Raw genomic sequence first — 19,198 nt, forward strand, 5'->3', positions numbered from 1 at the left:
GGCCCGTCTGGAGGCCCGCCTTCAGCGAGGAGGCTTCCGTCAGGGCTCCTTCGGCCCGGACTTCGAGTTGGCGCGCTTCCAGGCAGCGGGCCCGGCCTCCATGCCGCTGGCGGAGGCGTCCTTCTCGGAGGGGGCCTCCGCCTACGGGGAGGTGATTCTCAGTTGGGATGCGGTGCGGCTGAGTGGCATGCGCCAGCGACACCTCTTCCTCTCCCTGGGGGTGGAGGCCTTCTCCTGGGGCCGGGTGGACGTGGACGGGCGGGTGGAGGCGCAACTCTTCCACCGGAACCTCACGGTGGGCGTCGGCGGACTGGCGACGGCCATGGGCCAGCCCGGAGCGCGCTACGTCGTCTCGGGAGAGGCCCGGTGGCGCTTCCTGGGAGGCAACTTCCATGCGCTGGGGCAGGGCGGCACGCTGCTGTTTCCCACGCCGGAGGGGACGCTGCGGCCGGGAGCCTTCGCGGCCGTGGGGCTGGGGGTGGACAATGCGCGCTGAGCGACTGCCGCGTGGCATGGCGGGCCTGGTGCTGGCCCTGGCCCTCTTGACGTCGGGGTGTGCCTCGCTGCCCTCACGGGCGGGGCCGGGAGTCACCCTGGCTACCGTCTCGGGCGCGACGCCCCTGGTGGCCTCTGGGCGCGGTGCCGTCGCGAGTCTCCCCGAGGACGAGGCGATCGAGGACTTCGACGCGGAGTCCTCGGACGGACCGCTGCTGCACCGCCGCCGGGCTACGCCGTCTCCCCCGAATCCCGGCGGAGGAGAAACGGCGCCCCTGCGCGTGGTGGGAGCCCTGGCGGGGGTGTGCGGGGACGTCCCCACGGGCTGGCCGCACCTGGACTCGGAGGAGGCAGTGCTGGCGCCCTTCCTCGAATGCACCACGCCCGCGGCCTTCCTGGCCTTGCAGCGCCAGGCGGACATGCCCCGGCTGGTGGAGGCCCTCTCGGACTGGAACGCCGTTCGGCTGGGCGCCCTGGGCCCCCTGGAGGCCGATGCTGCCCGCGTCCTCCTCAAGAAGCGCGCGGCCTTCCTCGCCACCGCCGCCCAGAAGCACGGCCCGGCCAAGGCGGAGGTCCTCGCCCTCTTCGTCCTGCACACCTCTCACGACGACGAGGCGCGGCAGCTCTTGCGCCTGCTGGCCGAGGACAAGCTGCTGAAGCGCGCCCTGGGGGCCATGGAGGTGGTGCGCGAGGAGCTGAAGGAGCGAGGCCTGGCTCTCGCTGAGTTCCCGGAGCGGAGCTTCCGCGGCGGCGACATCGCGCGCGGGCTGGGTCGGGCCGTGGATGACGTCGCGGCCTCCATTCCCCTCGTCGGCGGAAGCCGGAGCGTGGAGGCGTCCGCGCTGCCCGCGCGGCTTCCACCGCCCTACCAGGAAGCCTACCGCGAGGTGGAGAACGCCCAACTCCTGGGGGCCTTCGCGCCAGGCAACGTGGCGCTGGCGTCCTTTGACGCCCTCACCTTCGGTCTGCCGCTGGGCTTCTACCACCTGGTGGCGGGGACGGCGCAGGGCGGGGCCTCCCTCGCCAAGGGGGAGTACGAGGAGGCCACGCGGCAGTTGGCGCCCGCGGCCCTCATGGTGGGCTTGTACGCGGGAGGGAAGGGGGCGCGCGCGCTTCGTGAAGCGGGCGTCTCCCGGCTGGAGCGCGCCCGCCTCCAGGCGGTGGTGTCCCGCGTGGAGGCGCTGAGGGCGGTGCTGGAGAGGTTGGAAGCGCGCGTCGGAGAGCGCGGTGTGGGGGCGTTGGCTCGCTACCTCCAGCAGGACCGGGACGCAGCGATTCTGGTGGCGGAGTGGGGCGAGTCGGGCGCGCTGGCGTTGTACGAGGCGCGAGGCAACGTCGCGCAGGCACAGGGCACGTTGGCCGTGAGGTACCGAGAGCCCCCGAGCGCCGCATCGACCGGCGCGGGCTCCGGGAGAAAGGGTGGGACTCGGCCTTCCCTGCCTCCCGAGGCGGCCGGACTCCCTGCCGAGGTGGCGGAGGCGAAGTTCAAGCAGTGGGAGGCGGAGTTCCCGGGAGCGCGCCTGACGATGGACGTGGCGGAGCTGACGAAGCACCGCGAGGCTCTGCGGAGGGCTGCTCCTGCCGAAGTCGCTGCGGAGCCCCTCTGGGCCGACTACGTGGCGTACCTGGAGACGCGGGCTGCGGAAATCACGAAGGGGATTGCGGAGAAGGGGCCGCTGAAGTGGGCTGGCTACCAGCTCCTTCGTGACAGGTACGCCCGGGGCCTGGCCTTCGAGCGGAAGATGGTCGCCCTCCTGGAGGCGGACGCGGCCCTCCCACGGGCGAAGCGGAAGTGGCTCAAGGACTTCGACCGGCCCCGCATCGTGACGCACGTGGGGGTGGCCAAGGCGGACCTTCGCTTCGCGGATGTGCTCGTCATCGAAGAAGGGCCAACTGCTGGTCCGATGCCCCGTGTGGAGACGTTCAGTCTCAAGAGTCGGGACCTTTCATCGATGAAGGAAAAGCCGCTCCAATCTCAGCTGGTTGAGGATGCTCGCGCGGCACTGCGATATTACGGGGAGACGCTGTCCATCCGCCGGCCAGAGCTTGTGCAGAAAACGCAGGTTCAAAGGGTTCGCGTCATCTATGAGGGCGGTAGGCTCAAGCCTCAAGATCTTGATGCACTCGAACGCTCAGTGATGAAAGCTGAGAGTGAGGTCGCTGGCGTGGAGGTACAGTTTCAATGAAAATCCTCGAGTTCCATGAGCTGCCAGTGGAGGACCGTCTGCGACTGCTCGTCGACGGCAATGTCGCCGAATGCGCAACGCTCGAAGCGCGGTTGGAGCCCATCCTAAATGCACTCGAGGCGCATGGGGGCGAGTGGATGCCGGATGTTATCGAAGGACGGCGGCGACGGAAGTACTCACGCACCGCAATCTCGAAGACGCTTGAGGAAGAGCGCACATCCGGAAGCGTGACTATCGGGCTGTATCGGACCACTGCTCCAGCGTTGGACATGACACTGAGCCTCGGCAGCACAGCCTCGCCTGCTGAGCTGGGGATCTCAGCGACGCTCCAACCGCTTTCTTTCTTTTCGAGGAAGGAACGCTGCCGGGAGTTCATTGAAACTGTCCGAGCCTGGGCTCGTCACATCCCCGTCACATATGCCATGGCCCACGGCATGGCAGATCGGCAGCTCGCAGGAGCGCCCTATTTCGGTCGTGATGGAACGACTTCACGAAGAGATGGGTTCGACAAGGTCTACGAGCTGTTCTGGCTGAACATCTTCGGCCCCAAGCTCGTGGAAAGCGTAGGCAGAGAACGGATGCTCTCGACGCCCGCGCACCTTGTGGAGGCGCTTCCCAATGGGTCCGTCCTCCTGGTGCTACGGCCTTCCGCCGCCGACTTCGCCAGTGAGGAGGCTCGGGTGGCCCAGGCCCGAGCCCACGTGCACCTTCGGCCGGACCTCGACTTCGATACGGTGCTGCGCACGCTGAAAGAGCGCAGCGCCGCACTCGTCCCCGTCGAGCCGCGCTTTCACCCCGACGTGGCGCCGTTCCTCTCGCGGCTGCCAGACGAGTTCGCCATCAGCGAGCGGCAACGGAAGATCGCCGAGTTCAACGCCTTTCGGCCACCAGAGGTGGAGGAGTGGCTCCCGGTCGGCCATCCCTCGGACGTGGCGAATCCGGAGCGCGTCCTCGAATCCTACGGAGACTTGTCCGAAGGGCTTGTGGCAGCACTGCACACCAAGGTGCCCTCCATCATGGACGAGACGGCCGAGTCCCTCACGGACTTGGACTTCTACTTCTGGCAAGACAACTTCCCGGAGCGGTACACTCGCGAACTCATCGACAGTCACACAGCTCCAGCGCTCGGTGCCTACCTGGGAGACGTGCTGGTGCGGCGGTTGGGTGGGACCTGGGTGCTGCGGCAGAAGCTTGAGGAGTCCCAGGTGCGCGTTGGAAAGCGCGTCTGGCTGCCCTTCCTCCGTGTCCGCCGGTACATGCAGTCCCGCCAGTCGCTCTTGGACTACTCGCTCACGCAGTTCTTCCATGCGGTGGAGCGGTACCGGCCCTGACTGCGGCGGCTGGGCAGGGCGTGGAGGATCGAGGCAGAAGCTGGAGGAGCCTGGGCGCGCGTCGGCGGGCGCGCCAGCAGCTTCTGCCTCACCTGATGGGAGGGAGGCTTCGTATTTTGCCCACAAGCGCGCTCTCTCGCGCTAACCGGGGCTCCGTTACCGCTGCGGAGCAGAGCGAACGGCGAAGTGCCGTCGGGTCACTCGGGAAAGTCGGCGAAAGTAGAACCTCCGAACGTCCGCGAGGGCGCGGCGTCATAGTCCTCCCAATTCTCGAACCATACGCGCAGCTCCGCCTCGTCGAACTGCGCCACCTTCGCCCGGCCGATGACGCGGCTCTTGTGGCGCCCGTACTCCATTCTCTGCACGTAGACCCACTCGTTGCTGCCATCCAATGCGCGCTGGCACTGGGTGAAAATCTTCCGGTTCGTCGTGATGAACACGAGCTGCTCCATCGTCGGGCTCCAGCGGTTCTCGTACCGCTGCTCGTCTTCCGGATGTGCCACCAGGATCACCAATCGTTTTGGCATGCCATTTTCTCCATCAGCTCCCTTCAGGGCAGTGCGGTACGGCACTGCCGGGGGCCAGACCATGCCATGGTATGCGCGCTCTTGTGCCGCGGGCATGTGCTGAGTGGCGGGAGCAAGGCACGAACGGCCCGGACGGGGGCGCCTGCGCCGGGTGGCAGGCGCCCGCAGGCTCCATCTGGACACACTCTCGAGCTGCCGGATGCTGGCGGTTGGGTGGATGCACTTTCGCCTGAGCAAGAACTGAAGGTATAGACTCAGCATCGATAATCCAGGTGCGGGCCATCAGAACCCGCTATCGAGTTCTGGATACCCACGAGGCCCGAGCCACTAGCTGGGGCTATTGTCGCCTGCACTGGAGTTCCGAATGCCGTGCCTAGTCTGCGGAGCTGTCAAGACCATCAAGGCTCACCTCATCCCCCGGACCTTCGCGCTTGAGGTCCAGGTTGGGAAGGCGCATGCCGTTGTTCGCGAGTCTGGCGAGTATGAGGACACCCAGTCCGGCATCTGGAATAGGGACATTCTATGCGGTGCCTGTGACAACGAGATCGGAAAGCTGGAAGGAGGCGCAAAGCAATCTCTCGACGCTCTCCGGGCCGCCGCCGTTGGGAAGCCACTGGGCGTCCATCGGCTTGCTGGCGTCGCGGGTGACGACATCATCCGCTTTCTTGCCGCTCTCCTATGGAAGTACGCATCAACCAAGCCCTCCCAGGGACGCATCGAGTTGGGGCCGTACAAGGCGATACTGGAGAACATCGCCTTCCGAGGTGCGCCGATTCCCTCAAGCGTGAACGCAGTCGGATTCCGGCCCCTGCGAGCGCAGAACGATGATGGGGTCTTTGCTTACCGAGCACCGAAGCCCGACAGGAAGGGAGGGGTCAACACGATGCGGTTGATGGTCGGCGGTGTTGTCTTCTTCGTGAAGGTGGATAAGAAAACTCCGCGTGACGACGCATTCCGGGAAGGGGGAATGGCTGGACAGACCGACCTGCCGTACTGGCTGGCTCCCGCCTCCATGTTCGAGGAATTCACGGTGGGACGCGACCTTGTGAACCGCGGAGAGCTCTCTCTCTTTCTAGACAGACAAGAGGGGCGCGAACCTTCGGAGTAGAGCGCAGACTTTCGTTAGAGGCTGCTAACGTCGGCGCTCCGCACAGCACCGACGCCGTTTCGGACGACTTGAACGACCTGCAACCGCCGCCATATGCCCATCACACGCGATAACCATTACGTACCGATCTGGTACCAGCGGGGCTTCCTTGAGCCGGACTGCACCCAGCTCGCGTATCGTGACCTTAAGCCGGATGTCCATCAGTTGCCAGATGGGAGACTCAGGCCCGGCAGTTCCCGCTTTAAATCCTCGCCCAAACAATGCTTTTTTCAGCGCGACTTATACACAACGGCGTTCGGCGACTTACTGAACGACGAAATTGAACGGCTGCTTTTTGGCAAGATAGACGCCGACGGCGCCCCGGCGATTAGGTCGCTCATCGGGGAGGACCCGGGTGCTTGGCACAAGCACTTCGGGATGATCTTCCGTTTCATCGACAGCCAGAAGTTGCGGACGCCCAAGGGGCTCGACTGGCTGAAGATGAGCTACCCCCGCCTCTCCCAGAACGAGTTGATGATGGAGATGCAGGGCATCCAGGCGATGCACTGCACAATCTGGACGGAGGGCGTGCGCGAGATCGTGTCGGCTGCGGATTCGGAGGTGAAGTTCATCATCAGCGACCACCCCGTTACCATCTACAACCACGGTGTGCCGCCGGATGCCGACGGCTGCCGCTACCCGCTCGATCCATCGATTGCGCTCAAGGGCTCGCAGACGATCTACCCCCTCGATCGTGACCATTGCCTGATCCTCACCAACTTCGAATACGCTAAAGATAAGAATGCCGCGCCGATTGAGAAGCGCACCTTCGCGCGGAACTTCCGCACCTCGATCACGAGGACGGACGCGTTCGCACGGACGCGCCGGCTCAGCGCGGATGATGTCCGCCGAATCAACCGCGTGATCAAGGCGCGCGCGCACCGCTACATCGCCGCCGGTCGCGAGGAGTGGCTGGACCCCGAGGTGGGCGACGTGACGCCATGGGACTCACTGAGGGAGATGCTCCGCCCTCCCAAAGAGGCTATCTGGCGCTTCGGCGGCGAACTCTTCGCCGGCTTCGAGGACGGGCGCGTCTACTACCAGGACGCGTTCGGCCGGACCGAGAAGGAGTCTGACTTCCTCAAGAAGCCGCCGCCGAAGGTCGCTCTGACTGCCCGTGACGTCTGCGGTTGCGGCTCAGGCAAATCATTCAGCGCCTGCTGCCAGCCATTGCCGCAGCATCTCCGGCCAATCTGGACCGAGCGCGGGATTCGCGAGCGCAACCTTATGCTTTATCGAGGGATCGAGGGCATACTTGGACTCGACAAGGCGCCAGACTGGCTGGAAGTGCGGCGCGCCCTGTCGGACGAGCAAATCCGCGATGTGCACAGCCTCTACCAAGCGCTGTGGCCGATCGAGACCGACATCCTGCAGCTCCTGCCGAAACCCGACGGCCGACCTCGCGCGGTCTACACCGGGTTTCTGCATCCCAGCGCTATCATGGAGTTTGCCTTTGGTTCGGCGCTCTACTTCGGTGAACTCATCATCGAGAGCCCGTTCCCCCACGCGGCGAACATGCGCCCAGAGTTCAGCCCGATCCATAATCCCCGCAGCTACCATCAAGACTTCATCAAGAACGTGGTCCTGTTCTTGAAACTGATGCCGTTGGTCGAGTTGGGTTACGTTAACTTGATTCCCAATCCGACGGTGTTCGACACCCATCTGCACCACCAGATGATGCAGATGGCGAAGGCGCGGTCGGCCGGCAGTCTCATCTCCCCGGACGAAGATAAGCGCACGATGCGGCTGATGGATCAGGACCATCGCCGCAGCCTGATGTCGATGCCCGAGGAATACCACCGCGCGCAGTGGCGAGAGATGTTGCCAGATCTTGACGCCTACGTCCGCGACGCAGCCATTGCAGGCATCCGGCGACTTCGGGAACTCGACCCACTAGCGGCTGTGCAGGAGGGACTGATGGATGGGGGGAAAGATAGCGGCCAGTACAGCAGTTTTAGGATGGCGCCGAACTTTGAGATGGCCCTCTACCTCGCCCAGGCCACGGGCGCCTCGATCGTCACCGACTCACCGCACCGCTGGAAGGAAGTTCAACTGGCCGTGCTGCGCCAGGGTGGCTGCCAGCCCCCTGATGTCGCCGAGTTCGCCCGCGCTCTTGCCGCGACGCCACTTGGGTTCGTTAATGAAATCGAGGACTATATGCGCGTCTCGGCGACGGGCGCTTACGAAGGTTACGGACCGCTGTTCCGCGACGTGTTCAACTGTCTCTCCGAACTGGGCCATCAGGGCGCGAAGCCCAACTGGGATGCCCAGCTCGCTAGTCGGCTGGAGCACCTCAACCGCGAGGCGCAAAGGCAGATGAGGCAGACCGTCCCCTCCTTCACTCAGGGCGTGGTGCGCGGCATCTTCCCCACTCACGGCATCCAGCACAACAACGTCAACCGGCTGCTGCTGATGTCCAGCTCTGAGCACCACCTGCCCAGCGTGCCGATGGCCTTTTTCATCGAGCCGGCGCCCGACCAGAAGGCGTAGACGAGGCTGCGCAGCCCGCGGACGGCGGCGGCGGCGATATGTACGCCAGTTGGGCCAGTCCCGCTTCTCTCTGAACGAGGTTCCGACCGGTGGACCGCAACGGCTTCGAACTGCAATCCGGCGACCTCGTCCAACTGCAGGCGTACGAAGGCAACTATGTTATGGCCGTGAACGGTAACTGCTCGTGGGTGACAGCCGTTTCCGCAGCGCTTGGCGCCTATGAAGCCTTCCACATCTTGAAGATTGGCTGCACGGGCCTGCTCACTATCGGCACCGGGGACACCGTGGCCCTGACGATGCCCGATCTCCTCAACCCCCGCTACGTGGGGGGCGAGAACGGCGGCGGCAGCAGTAGGGTGTACGCCGACCGCACAGCCCTGGGTCCATGGTGGTGTAGCCCCCATTTCGAACGGACAGGTCCATATACCGGGTCGTGTCCCTATAAGTGTGTAGATGGCGAGGCGGGACGAGGGTGAAAGAGGGAAGCTCCTCGGTGAAACCAACCGAGACGGTCTCCCCCTGGCAGGGGAGCCGAGGAGTTCCCCGACGTGGACGATACCGAGTTTGAATCCCCCGCGCATGAAGAGGTGCAGACCGACTTGCGGGCGCTGTTCCGCGGTGCCATCCGGATGACGCTGGAGGCGCTGCTGGAGGAAGAGGTACGGGAGCTGGTGGGGGCTGGCCGGTGGCAGAAGCTGGTAGGGCGAGTGGATGTGCAGAGCGGCAGCTACCTGCGCACGTTGGTGACGACGGCGGGGGCCGTGGACGTGGTGGTGCCGCGCACCCGGCACAGCGGTAGCGCGGGGGCGGTGCTGGGGCGCTACAAGCGTCGTAGCGGGGAACTCGACGAGGCGATTACCAGCGCGTACGTGCAGGGCGTCTCCACGAGGAAAATGGGCAAGGTGACGCGCGCCCTCATGGGGGAGGCCGTCTCGCGCTCGACGGTGAGCCGGGTGACACGGACGCTGGAGGAGAAGGTGGAGGCGCTGCGCACCCAGCCTCTCACCCAGGCCTTCCCCTACCTGTACCTGGATGCCACCTTTCTCGACGCCAGGTGGGCACGCACGGTGCAGAACGTCTCCGCCCTGGTGGCCTACGGCGTGGGCGAGGATGGGCACCGACACCTGCTGGCCGTGACGCTGGGCGGCAGCGAGTCGGCGGAGTCCTGGCTGGACTTGCTGCGCCAACTGCTGGAGCGCGGGCTGAAGGGCGTGCGCCTCGTCATCGCCGATGGGCACGCGGGACTGTCGGCCGCCGCCCGCCAGGCCCTGCCGGAGGCGCGGTTGCAGCGCTGCACCGTGCACCTCACCCGGAACGTGCTCGCCAAAGCGCCCTGGAGGCTGCGTGGGCGCCTGGGCAAGGAGACGTCCGCCGTCTTCGAGGCCCCCAACCTCCAGGACGCCAGGAAGCGGCTGGAGGCCCTTGAGCAGGGGCTGGGGCGTCACCTGCCAGAGGCCATGGAGTGCCTGCGCGAGGGCTTCGCCGCCGCCACCTGCTTCTTCGCCTTCCCCAAGGCCCACTGGAAGCGCCTTCGCAGCACCAACGGACTGGAGCGGCTCAACGGCGAGGTGAAGCGCCGCATCCGCAGTGTCGGCGCCTTCCCGGACCGCGCCAGTGCGCTGCGCCTCATCACCGCCGTCGCCCTTGAAGTCACCGGAGTCTGGGATGACCGCCGCTACCTCGACATGTCCCTGCTGAATTCAACCCCTGACACCGCCGCTGCATGATGCCGCCAGGGAGCTTCCCTCCCCCGAACCCCCTCCGAACCAACTACACACGATTCGGGACTTGACCCCATACCGTATAGGACCTGCCTACGAATGGGTACGACGGTATTCGAAGAAGAGGGCCTCCCCCGGCCCGCTCCGGTCGTCGGAGCGCCAGAACCCGCCCTGGGTTTGATCCGCATCAGGTACTGCGGCTCCCCGCGCGGGTCGGTGGTGCTGCGTGAGTGAGGGACCGCAGGGCAGGAGTGCGCATGCCGGCCCTGTGTAGGGCCCTTGCCAGACTCACGACGCTCCTTCGGAGGCCTGCAAAGCATGTAAGGAGCGAAGCCAGAGAGCGGAGAGAGCAGCTCTCCTGGAAATCCTAGAGCGGAGAACTGGGACTCTCAGGGATTTGTGTTAACCGCTGCCCCAACGGTTAACAGCGCCTGTTAACCGCTCTCGGTTCCTCTCTCCCCAGATTATTGGGCGAAAGAGAGCCCCAGAAAGCCCAATCCGCGGCCGAAGGGATGGGAAATCGCGTTCTGAGCGGCGGAGCGTAGAGCGTGTCCTCTGAATCGTCGTGGGGTGAAAACCCTTGTAATTCAGGGGCTTAAGCGCGCGTGTCCGGTGCAATCCATCACGCGACTCGTGTTAACCAAAATGGCCCTGCCGGTTTGCAGGGCCTTTCAATCAGCTCCTCAGGGTGCAGGCGGAACCAGCGGGCAATCAGCATCACCTCCTGCGCTTCATGCGCGCGGAAGCCCAGCGTCTCCGGCTCGGGCCGCTCGAGGATTTCACGGGCCTGGGCCTCCAGCGCCTGGTGTTGCTCAATCGTGACGGGCGTGGGCAGCTCCGCGCGCACGCTGCCCCGGCGCACCACGTAGACGCGGTCCTCACCGCCATGGCCGGGCACCGTGTAGACGAAGGAGAGGCGCTTGAGCATCTGGCTCAGCTCCACCACCCAGCCGCGCATCAGCTCCAGCCGCTCCGCCCGGTCCCGCAGCTCCGCGGCGTATTCGAACTGGAGCCTGCGCGCCGCCAGCGCCATGCGCTCGCGCAGCAGCGTCAGCGGTGTGTCGGACGTGCCTTCGAGGAAGGCGCGGGCCTGGGCGACGCGCGCGTCGTACTCCGCATGCGTACAGCCGCCGGCACAGGGCGCCAGGCAGCGTGAGAGCTGCCCGCGCATGCACAGCGGCTCCTGCTTCAACGGGAAGAGCTGGCCCTGGTCCGCCAGGCGCATGGGCGTGTCCGCCGCGCAGTCCCGCAGCTCCAGCAAGTCACTCACCGCGCGCACCACGTCGGACACGGCGCTCCGGCCGTGGAAGGGCCCGTAGTAGTCGCCGCGCTCGCCGGTGGCCTGTCCCACCACGCGCAGCCGGGCGACGGGCTCGCGCGTCAGGTGGATGAAGCAGTGGCCCCGGTCCCGCTTGTGCTCCACGTTGTAGAGGGGACGCTGGGACTTGATGAGGCGGAACTCGAGCAGCAGCGCCGCGAACTCGCTGGGCGTGTACTCCCAGACGACGCGGTGCGCGTGGGCGATGATCTCCGCCGCCTTTTCGTGCGCCTCCGCGCGGAAGTACGACAAGAGCCGCGTGCGCACCCGCACGGACTTGCCCACGTAGAGCACTTCATCCGAAGGCCCCAGCATCCGGTAGACGCCAGGACGGTTCTCGGCGTGCTCGCGGACGTGGGCGAAGAGGGCGGCGACGCGGGGTTCCATGATGCAGGCGGCCCGCACCGTACCGCGTGCGGGCCCCCTGTGTGGCGCCCGCCGGCCGCCCCGCCCAAGCCGCCTCGGTGGGCGGGCGGCCTCGGGTGGAGGCCGCTCGCCCTGTCCCGCGGTGAAGCCTGGCTACGCCGGCTCGATGAAGTTCAGCCGGTAGCCATCCGGGTCGGTGACGATGAGCTCCCGGGTGAACCAGGGCTGCACCGTGGGGCCATCCACGGCGGCGCCCTGCGCTTGAGCCCGCAGGAGCACCTCGTCCACGCTGTGTGGCGCCTCGGCGCGGAGGCCGACGAGCACGCCCGTGCCGCGCCGCCCTTCCAGCTTCAACTGCGGCGGCGGTGTGACCAGGTAGACGTCCAGGGCCTCCGCCCACCGGAGGTGGACGAAGGGGGGCTCAGCGCTCACACGCTCGAAGCCCAGCGCCTCATAGAAGGCCACCGAGCGCGCGCTGTCCGTGACGAGCAGCTTGACGAACGCCGCCGTCACTTCGTGAGGCCTTCCGCCTTCAGGGCCTCCTGCACGGCGGGCCGGTCCGCCACGCGCGCGTGGTAGGCGCGCAGCGCGGGGAAGGGCTCCAGGTCCACGTTCGTGTGTCTGGCCCAGTTGAGCGTCGTGAAGAGGTACGCGTCCGCCACGGTGAACTGCTCGCCCAGCAGGTACGCCTGCTTCGCCACCACCGCCTCCAGCACGCCCAGGCGCAGCGCGAGCCGCTCACGCGTCAGCCGCTTGCCTTCATCCGGGTACGCCGGGTTGAAGAGGGGGCTGAAGCCCTTGTGAATCTCGGTGGAGATGAAGTTGAGCATCTCCTGGAGGCGGTAGCGCGCCAGCGTGCCGTTGGCCGGGGCCAGCTTCTTGTCGGGGACCTGGTCGGCGAGGAACTGGACGATGGCGGGGCCCTCCGTCAGCAGGCTGCCGTCATCCAACTGGAGCGCCGGGACGTAGCCCTTGGGGTTGATGGTGACGAAGTCCTCGCCCGCCGCCGTCTTCTTGGCGCGGATGTCCACCTTCTCGGTGGTGAAGGAGAAGCCGCCCTCGCGAAGGATGATGTGGGGCGACAGCGAGCAGGCACCGGGAGCGTAGAAGAGTTTCATGGCGCGGATTCCTGCACGACTCCGACGCCGTTCGCCATGAATTCGGATGCAGGTCGGTCCCGCCCCCTGGGTCCGCCCTGCCCAGGTGACCCGCGGGCACCACGGGTGATAGGGATTCGCGAAGGTCGGCACCGGTCCGGGGAGCCCGCCCGACCGCGTCCCCTCAGCGCAGGCCCGGCCCCGCGGGCCTGTCCGGATACCTGAACCTATGCGTCTCAAGTCGTCTCTCCTGCTCCCTCTCGCGGTCCTGTCCCTGGGTGTGCTGCCGGCGTGCTCGGATGATGGTGACGACAACCATCCTGGCAATGACGCGGGCACCGACGCGGGGACGGACTCCGGCACCGACGCGGGCGACGACAACCCGGGCCCCAGCACCGAGCCCGGCACCTGTCCTGCCAACGCGCTGCTCTGCGAGCTGTTCGACAGCGGCGACGCCCCCAGCGGATGGACGGCCAGCTCGGAGAACGCCTCCATCCAGGTGGACAGCACGCGGACGCGCAACGGCCCGGGCGCGCTGCACGTCGTCACCGAGGATGGACACGACGAGCGGCAGCAGGCCGGCAAGGCCATCGCGCAGTGGCAGCAGCGCATCCCTGCATTCGAGACCCGGCTCTTCGTGCGCGCGCACGTCTACATGCGCTCGCTGCCAGGGGTGTTCGGGCAGATGGGGACCTTCTTCGTCCTGTCCAACTTCGACGCGGACTTCGGCGGCTTCGAGCTCCAGGTGATGCAGGACAGCGGCTTCGCGCTGGATGACTGGTCCTTCCGCGAAGGGCAGGGCTGGAACCGCCAGCCCGAGCCCGTCCAGTTGGGCATGGAGGCGGGGCGCTGGGTGTGCCTGGAGTGGGAGGTCCGCCGCGACAGCACGTCGAGCACGCATGGCAACACCCGCGTCTACGTGGACGGCACGCTGGCGCATGACTTCACCAACATCGGCATGCGCGCCTTCAACAACTTCTCCGTGGGCTACGGCTTCGTCCACCCGCTGGGCGCGTCCGGCTCCGAGACGTGGATTGACAACGTCGTGGTGAGCACACAGCGCGTCGGCTGCGACTGAGCCACGCCGGAGCGGGGCGCCTGTCAGGTGGCCCGGGGTTTGTTCGTGTGCTTTCGACACTAAGATTCACGCACTTCCGCGCGAGCGCGAACAGACTGGACGCGGCACATGTCGTTGAAGGGTATTGGACAGGAGACGGTGGATATCCTCGAGCGGAGCCAGTACCTGGCTCCCTCGGGGCGGCGTGTCGACTTGAGGGAGGCGGTGGAGCGCGCGGTCTCCGGCACGGAGCTGTACCGGCCGGGTGACTTCTCACGGCTGTCGTTCCCCATGGCGGCCACGCCGCTGGCGCCTCGAATCGAAGTCACCTCGGAGAAGACGGGCGCCGCCGCGCGCCGGTTGGCGGAGGCGGGCGTGTCCCATGTGGCCGCGCTCAACTTCGCGTCGGCGAAGAACCCCGGAGGTGGCTTCCTGGGCGGTGCGAAGGCGCAGGAAGAGGACCTGGCGCGCTGCTCGGCGCTGTACCCGTGCCTGCTCACGCAGCGCGATTACTACGACGTCAACCGCGCGGACCGGTCGCCCCTCTACACGGACCACCTCATCTATTCGCCGGACGTGCCGTTCTTCCGGGATGAGGGCCTGACGTTGCTGGAGCAGCCCTTCCAGGTGTCCATCCTCACGGCGCCCGCACCCAACGCGGGCGTGGCGTTGTCGCGTGACCGGGACCTGGGAGGACGCATCCGGAAGGTGCTCGAGGCGCGGGCCCTGAAGGTGCTCCGTGTCGCCGCGAGCCAGGGGCACCGCACGCTGGTGCTCGGCGCCTGGGGATGCGGCGTGTTCCGCAACAACCCGGTGGAGGTCGCGGAGGCCTTCGCCCTGGGGCTGGCTTCACTCCCAGGCGCCTTCGACCAGGTCGTCTTCGCCGTCTACGAGCGCGGCGGGGACGGGCCCAATCTGCGTGCGTTCCAGGCGCGCTTCGGTTGACGAGACAAGCCACCCCAGCGTCCTGAGCGGGCAGCCGAGCGAGCACCCGTTGGGGGCCGCCGCGTCCATGTGCATCGTTCCCCCTCGGATGTGGCAGGAGCACCGGAAAGGAACGAGGACACATGGCGACGGGGACATGGCGCCGGCCCGACCTCCAGCGGGCGGCCCGGGCGGGGCAGGACGCGAGCCGGAGCGGCGTGGAGTGGGCGGCCCGCGTGGGCTACGCCGCGCGCGGGGCCGTCTACGCGGTGATTGGGGTGCTGGCGTTGATGCTGGCCGCGGGTGAAGGAGGCCAGGCGACGGACACCCATGGCGCCGTGGAGGAGGTGGCGCGCCAGCCCTTCGGCTCGGTGCTGCTGGTGCTGCTGGGGGTGGGGCTGGTGGCCTTCGCGCTGTGGCGCTTCGCCCAGGCCGCCTGGGATTTGGAAGACAAGGGCCGCTCCGGAAAGGGCCTCGCGGCGCGCGTGGGCATGGCGGGCAGCGGCGTGATTCACGCCAGTCTCGCGCTCACGGCCTTCAACCTCCTGCGCGGCCGTGGTGGCGGCGGTGGCGGCGGCAATCAGGGGCTCACCGCCAGGTTGATGTCCCAGCCCTTTGGCCAGGTCCTGGTCGTCCTGGTGGGGCTGGGGGTGATGGGGTTCGCCGGGTACCAGCTCCACCGGGCCTGGAAGGGGCGCATGCTGGAGAAGCTGTCCCTGTCCGGATTGGCGGCGCGCCGGCGGACCGAGGTGGAGCGCATCTGCAAGGCCGGGGTCGCGGCCCGCGGCGTGGTGTTCCTGCTGGTGGGTTCGTTCTTCATCCAGGCGGCGCTGAGCGCGGACCCGGGAGAAGCGGGCGGCCTGGGCGAGGCGCTGGGCACGTTGGCGCGTCAGCCCTTCGGCCCCTGGCTGCTGGGCCTGGTGGCGTTGGGGCTGGTGGCCTACGCCGTCTACCAGCTCTGCGCGGCGCGCTACCGGCGCATCCCCACGCCGTGAAGCGGCCCTACATGCGCCGCTGCAGGTGAGGCATGGCCGAGGTGAGCAGGGCCTCGGGGGCCACCTGTCCCTGCGTGCCGACCAGCGCGGGGTAGACGTCGATGGGCGCCGCGCTGCCCACCACGAAGTCCGCGGCTTCGCGCAGCTTCGCCAGCGCGAAGTCCGTGCAGTGGATGGTGATGACGGGCAGGAGGCCGGGCTCGCTGAGCCACCTCACGCCGTCCGACAAGTCGTGGGTGCTCACGAAGCGCTGCACCGTGTCGCGCAGCTTGTGGCTCTCCTCCAACGCCGCCGCGAGCCCGCTGCGCCGGTCCCTCCGTGGCGCGGGGACGTAGGGTTCCGAGTCGTCCTCGCGCGGCATGATGATGCTCTCAATCCACATCGGGGCGCCTCCTGACGGAACGGACATGACGGGCAACGAACCCACACCCGCTGCACGCCGAACCGGGGAGACATGATGCACGTGTCCGGCGAACGCCGATTCACTGATGGCGCCAGGTCCTTCACGAAAGGCGTCAGGGTGTAAGAAATCGGAGGAAGGGCCGGGTGTCACCGCGTGGGCGGCGCCCCACATGTGTCCATGAGTGGATGCCGCACCTGCCCTACCGTGGCAAGTCCACCACGAAGGCGGCGCCGCCTCCGGGCGCCTCCTCCACGTGGACGCGCCCGCCGTGCGCCTCGATGATTTGCCGGACGATGTGGAGCCCCAGCCCCAGGCCCCCGCGCCGCTGGGCGTTGTCGCCCTGGGTGAAGCGCTCGAAGACGCGGTCCCTGTCCGCGGCGGGGATGCCCGGTCCGCTGTCCCGCACCACCAGCCGCGTCGTGTCCGGTGCGTGCGTCAGCGACACCCTCACCGGCTTGCCCGCGCCGTAGCGGAAGGCGTTGGTGAGCAGGTTGCTCACCACCTGCTCCATGCGCAGCCGGTCGAAGCGGCACGGGGCCGGCGCGTCCACCTGCGAGTCCAGGAGCACGCCCGCCAGCCGCGCCTCCTCGGTGAAGCGGGAGACGACGTCCGACACCACGCCGGCCAGGTCCCCGTCCGAGAACTGGAAGTCCAGCTTCCCCGTCTGGATGCGGCTGACGTCCAGCAGGTTGTCCACCAGCGCGCCCAGCCTGCGCAGCTGGCGCTCCGTGTTGTCCAGCTTCCCCGCGACCTTGTCCGAACCGAGCGTCGCGCCAGGCGCGGAGTCGCCCAGGCGCCGCAGCAGCTGCAACTGGAGGCGCAGGGACGTCAGCGGTGTGCGCAGCTCGTGGCTGGCCATGGAGAGGAAGTCATCCCGCGTGCGCACCGCCTGCTGCAGCGCGGCCTCCGTCTCCTTCAACGCGGTGATGTCCAGGATGGCCCCTCGCACCACCGCGACGTTGCCGGAGGCATCGCGAATCACCGACGCCCGGCTGGTGAGCCAATGCCAGCTCCCGTCCGGCCAGCGGGTGCGGAAGGTGGACGTGTAGGCGTCCACGTGCCGGGTGAAGAGGGAGGACACCTGGGCCTCCACCTCCGCGCGGTCGTCCGGGTGGATGGAGGCGAGGAACTTCTCGTGTGTCCACTCCGCCTGCGGCTGGGCGTAGCCGTAGAGCCGGTCATGGGCCTCGGAGCGGAACACCTGGCCGGTGACGAGGTTCGTTTCCCACACGGCCATCTGCGCGGAGTCGAGCGCCACCTGGAAGCGCTCGCCCAACTGGCGGAAGCGCTCCTCGGTGCGCGCCACTTCATTCTCCGCGTGCTGGCGCTGGGTGATGTCCGCGGCCAGCACCCACGTCTCCTCACCCACCACGCGGACCGTCACCTCCAGCCAGGTCCGCGACGGCAGCTCGGCCAGGAAGCGGCCGCCCTCGCGTGCGGTCAACGCCGTCATCAGCCGCTCGTGCAGCACCGTGCCCGAAAGCCCGGGCTGGGCAAGCCAGGGCTCCTGGCCGCGCACCTGCTCGGCCGGCATACCCAGCAGGGCAGCGGCGCGCGCGTTCAGCTCGCGGACGCGGCCGTGGGCGTCGAGCGTGAAGAAGGCCTCGCCCATCATCTCCCGCAGCACACACAACCGGGCCTCATCGGACAGGCTGACCTCGTCGGCGGCGTGAGCAGGCAACTCGGTGGTGGTGACGGCGGGGTGCGGCTCCAAGGGACGAACGGGCTCGGAGGACGGAGCAAGTCTCATGGGGGCTGGAAGGGTCTCCCGGCCATCCGGAGGCGTCAAGCCGTCCGACCCGGCGCTCGCAGGGCCTCCTGGTGTGTCAGGAGGCTCACGGCGCCGGTTCCCGCGTCCCCGTTTCCGGCCCCCCCCAGGCCGCCCCGACTCGCCCATGCGCGCTCAGCCTCCGTTCGCTGCCGCCGTGGGGTCCACCAGGGGTTCAGGCATGACCCAGAGCGCCGTGGGCTGAAGATAGGCCGCGTCAAACGCGAAGAGAATGCCTGTCCAGCGGTCCCAGAAGTGGGCCCAGTTGTACTCAGTGGGCGGCGAGGTGAGCGGGTTGCCGTCGCGGTCCGGCTGGCTGTAGGCGAAGTCCGCGTACGTCCACGTCATCGTCCCGAAGTCCGTGGACAGCAGCGGGGTGATGGCGCGCAGCAGCTCGACGCGCGACACCTCGTCCGGCCGCTGGACGGCGGGGGAGAAGACAGGCTGGGCCATGTCGTGCTGCTCGCGCCAGGCGATGTAGTTGTTGCCCATGGCGATCAGCGCGTCGCGCGCGGCCGGCGTGGGCGCCAGGCGGGCCTCTTCGTACAGCGCGAAGGCCGCCACCAGCAGGCTCTTCCAGTGCATGCCGGGGAAGAGGGTGTCGAACTCGAACGGGCGCGGCGTGTCGAAGGCGTGCGCGAGCGCGTAGTCATAGGCCTGACGGGACTGGGCGGGCACCGCGTCCACCAGCGTGAACTCCGTCAGCACGCGCTCGGGTGTCACCACGCCGGCCCCCGCGCGCCAGTCCAAGTAGAGGCGCCCCGAGCCGCCGATGTCCGTGAAGATGGCGAGGTTGCTCTCGTTGAGCGTGCGCTCCAGCGTGTCCACGATGCGCTCCGCCTTGTCGAGCGGGAGCACGCCGGGTGCGCTCGCGTAGAGCGCGACGAAGCGCGACGTGGTGGTGAAGAGCGTGCGCGGGTCCAGCAAGGCCGCCCCGTTCAGCGCCGTGGTGAGCGAGGCGAGGGAGGCCGCCACGTCGAAGGGCAGGCCCGACAGCACCAACTGCAGGCCCAGTTGCTGGACGGACACATGCAGGGTGCTCGTGAGGCCCACGCGCCCCAGCGCCTGCTGAAGCGACAGGGAGGGCTGGCCGCGGGCCGCGCGGATGATGCTCCGGGCCAGTGACGCGCCCAGGAGGCCTTCGCCGCCGGTGCGCGAGGCATGCGGCGCGAAGACGAACCAGTTGGGCCGCACGGCGCTGGTGCCACCCGGGGTGAGGGTGGGGTCCAACAGCCCGCCGACTTCATAGGCCAACTCGATGTAGCCCGCGGTGATGCGGTTGTTGTCCTCCAGCGGCGTGGTCTGGGCGTGGGACGTCGAGGCCAGCAGCACGCTCGCGACGAGCAGCGCGCGGGGCAGGGCCAGGGGGATGG

The 19,198-nt window shown here is 67.7% G+C and carries 15 protein-coding genes and 1 pseudogene; 9 read left to right on the forward strand and 7 right to left on the reverse strand.

Annotation, left to right across the window (positions count from 1 at the left end):
- The 3 genes and pseudogenes from HV826_RS33295 to HV826_RS33305 form a co-directional block, all read left to right on the forward strand.
- A pseudogene (locus HV826_RS33295) lies at nucleotides 1-496 on the forward strand (hypothetical protein); the annotation flags it as partial.
- A complete protein-coding gene (locus HV826_RS33300; protein WP_176421064.1) occupies nucleotides 486-2,681 on the forward strand; it encodes a hypothetical protein in 2,196 nt (731 codons plus the stop codon). The pseudogene HV826_RS33295 and the gene HV826_RS33300, both read left to right, overlap by 11 nt.
- Nucleotides 2,678-4,012, forward strand: coding sequence for a hypothetical protein (locus tag HV826_RS33305; protein WP_176421065.1), 1,335 nt, complete (start codon nucleotides 2,678-2,680; stop codon nucleotides 4,010-4,012). The genes HV826_RS33300 and HV826_RS33305 overlap by 4 nt, the downstream gene beginning before the upstream one ends.
- 197 nt (nucleotides 4,013-4,209) lie before the next feature.
- On the opposite strand, the gene HV826_RS33310 is transcribed toward HV826_RS33305, so the two are convergent.
- Complete coding sequence (locus tag HV826_RS33310) at nucleotides 4,210-4,539, reverse strand: hypothetical protein (protein WP_176421066.1); 330 nt, start codon at nucleotides 4,537-4,539, stop codon at nucleotides 4,210-4,212.
- A 364-nt stretch (nucleotides 4,540-4,903) separates the two neighbouring features.
- Between HV826_RS33310 and HV826_RS33315 the strand changes: the two genes are divergently transcribed.
- The 3 genes from HV826_RS33315 (at nucleotide 4,904) to HV826_RS33325 (ending at nucleotide 9,903) form a co-directional block, all read left to right on the forward strand.
- Nucleotides 4,904-5,647 (forward strand): hypothetical protein, encoded by a 744-nt coding sequence (locus HV826_RS33315; RefSeq protein WP_176421067.1) that lies wholly within the window; start codon nucleotides 4,904-4,906, stop codon nucleotides 5,645-5,647.
- 93 nt (nucleotides 5,648-5,740) lie between these two features.
- Nucleotides 5,741-8,176: a DUF4238 domain-containing protein gene (locus tag HV826_RS33320; protein WP_176421068.1), complete on the forward strand. Its 2,436-nt coding sequence runs from the start codon at nucleotides 5,741-5,743 to the stop codon at nucleotides 8,174-8,176.
- A 548-nt stretch (nucleotides 8,177-8,724) separates the two neighbouring features.
- The gene (locus tag HV826_RS33325) at nucleotides 8,725-9,903 is read left to right on the forward strand and encodes an IS256 family transposase (RefSeq protein WP_176421069.1); all 1,179 of its coding nucleotides are present in this window, start codon (nucleotides 8,725-8,727) and stop codon (nucleotides 9,901-9,903) included.
- Nucleotides 9,904-10,519: 616 nt separating this feature from the next.
- Here HV826_RS33325 and HV826_RS33330 read toward each other — a convergent pair.
- From HV826_RS33330 to gstA, 3 genes are all read right to left on the reverse strand, one after another.
- A complete protein-coding gene (locus HV826_RS33330) occupies nucleotides 10,520-11,602 on the reverse strand; it encodes a GIY-YIG nuclease family protein (protein ID WP_176421070.1) in 1,083 nt (360 codons plus the stop codon).
- A 132-nt stretch (nucleotides 11,603-11,734) separates the two neighbouring features.
- Nucleotides 11,735-12,094, reverse strand: coding sequence for a VOC family protein (locus HV826_RS33335; RefSeq protein WP_163786901.1), 360 nt, complete (start codon nucleotides 12,092-12,094; stop codon nucleotides 11,735-11,737).
- Nucleotides 12,091-12,699 carry a glutathione transferase GstA gene (gene gstA / locus HV826_RS33340; RefSeq protein ID WP_176421071.1) on the reverse strand — a complete coding sequence of 203 codons (609 nt, stop codon included), beginning with the start codon at nucleotides 12,697-12,699 and terminating at the stop codon, nucleotides 12,091-12,093. Before gstA ends, HV826_RS33335 begins: the two co-directional genes overlap by 4 nt.
- A 208-nt stretch (nucleotides 12,700-12,907) precedes the next feature.
- Here gstA and HV826_RS33345 point away from each other — a divergent pair, with 208 nt between their 5' ends.
- The 3 genes from HV826_RS33345 (at nucleotide 12,908) to HV826_RS33355 (ending at nucleotide 15,654) form a co-directional block, all read left to right on the forward strand.
- Nucleotides 12,908-13,756, forward strand: coding sequence for a hypothetical protein (locus tag HV826_RS33345; protein ID WP_176421072.1), 849 nt, complete (start codon nucleotides 12,908-12,910; stop codon nucleotides 13,754-13,756).
- Between the two features lie 108 nt (nucleotides 13,757-13,864).
- Entirely contained in the window at nucleotides 13,865-14,680 is an 816-nt protein-coding gene (locus tag HV826_RS33350; protein ID WP_176421073.1) for a TIGR02452 family protein, read from the forward strand.
- Nucleotides 14,681-14,802: 122 nt separating this feature from the next.
- Nucleotides 14,803-15,654, forward strand: coding sequence for a DUF1206 domain-containing protein (locus HV826_RS33355; RefSeq protein WP_176421074.1), 852 nt, complete (start codon nucleotides 14,803-14,805; stop codon nucleotides 15,652-15,654).
- A 7-nt stretch (nucleotides 15,655-15,661) separates the two neighbouring features.
- On the opposite strand, the gene HV826_RS33360 is transcribed toward HV826_RS33355, so the two are convergent.
- The 3 genes from HV826_RS33360 to HV826_RS33370 form a co-directional block, all read right to left on the reverse strand.
- A complete protein-coding gene (locus HV826_RS33360; protein ID WP_176421075.1) occupies nucleotides 15,662-16,036 on the reverse strand; it encodes a hypothetical protein in 375 nt (124 codons plus the stop codon).
- A gap of 220 nt (nucleotides 16,037-16,256) precedes the next feature.
- Entirely contained in the window at nucleotides 16,257-17,954 is a 1,698-nt protein-coding gene (locus HV826_RS33365) for a PAS domain-containing sensor histidine kinase (protein ID WP_176421076.1), read from the reverse strand.
- Nucleotides 17,955-17,960: 6 nt separating this feature from the next.
- Complete coding sequence (locus tag HV826_RS33370) at nucleotides 17,961-19,196, reverse strand: hypothetical protein (protein WP_176421077.1); 1,236 nt, start codon at nucleotides 19,194-19,196, stop codon at nucleotides 17,961-17,963.
- Nucleotides 19,197-19,198 lie beyond the last annotated feature (2 nt).

This window comes from Myxococcus sp. AM010, from assembly GCF_013372585.1.
In the GTDB taxonomy this organism is placed as follows: domain Bacteria; phylum Myxococcota; class Myxococcia; order Myxococcales; family Myxococcaceae; genus Myxococcus; species Myxococcus vastator.

What these genes read in the sequence shown, in the direction of transcription:
- HV826_RS33300 (WP_176421064.1), top strand. Translation starts at nt 486, where the DNA reads ATGCGCGCTGAGCGACTGCCGCGTGGCATGGCGGGCCTGGTGCTGGCC.
- HV826_RS33305 (WP_176421065.1), top strand. Translation starts at nt 2,678, where the DNA reads ATGAAAATCCTCGAGTTCCATGAGCTGCCAGTGGAGGACCGTCTGCGA.
- HV826_RS33310 (WP_176421066.1), bottom strand. Translation starts at nt 4,539, where the DNA reads ATGCCAAAACGATTGGTGATCCTGGTGGCACATCCGGAAGACGAGCAG.
- HV826_RS33315 (WP_176421067.1), top strand. Translation starts at nt 4,904, where the DNA reads ATGCCGTGCCTAGTCTGCGGAGCTGTCAAGACCATCAAGGCTCACCTC.
- HV826_RS33320 (WP_176421068.1), top strand. Translation starts at nt 5,741, where the DNA reads ATGCCCATCACACGCGATAACCATTACGTACCGATCTGGTACCAGCGG.
- HV826_RS33330 (WP_176421070.1), bottom strand. Translation starts at nt 11,602, where the DNA reads ATGGAACCCCGCGTCGCCGCCCTCTTCGCCCACGTCCGCGAGCACGCC.
- gstA (WP_176421071.1), bottom strand. Translation starts at nt 12,699, where the DNA reads ATGAAACTCTTCTACGCTCCCGGTGCCTGCTCGCTGTCGCCCCACATC.
- HV826_RS33345 (WP_176421072.1), top strand. Translation starts at nt 12,908, where the DNA reads ATGCGTCTCAAGTCGTCTCTCCTGCTCCCTCTCGCGGTCCTGTCCCTG.
- HV826_RS33350 (WP_176421073.1), top strand. Translation starts at nt 13,865, where the DNA reads ATGTCGTTGAAGGGTATTGGACAGGAGACGGTGGATATCCTCGAGCGG.
- HV826_RS33355 (WP_176421074.1), top strand. Translation starts at nt 14,803, where the DNA reads ATGGCGACGGGGACATGGCGCCGGCCCGACCTCCAGCGGGCGGCCCGG.
- HV826_RS33360 (WP_176421075.1), bottom strand. Translation starts at nt 16,036, where the DNA reads ATGTGGATTGAGAGCATCATCATGCCGCGCGAGGACGACTCGGAACCC.
- HV826_RS33365 (WP_176421076.1), bottom strand. Translation starts at nt 17,954, where the DNA reads ATGGGCGAGTCGGGGCGGCCTGGGGGGGGCCGGAAACGGGGACGCGGG.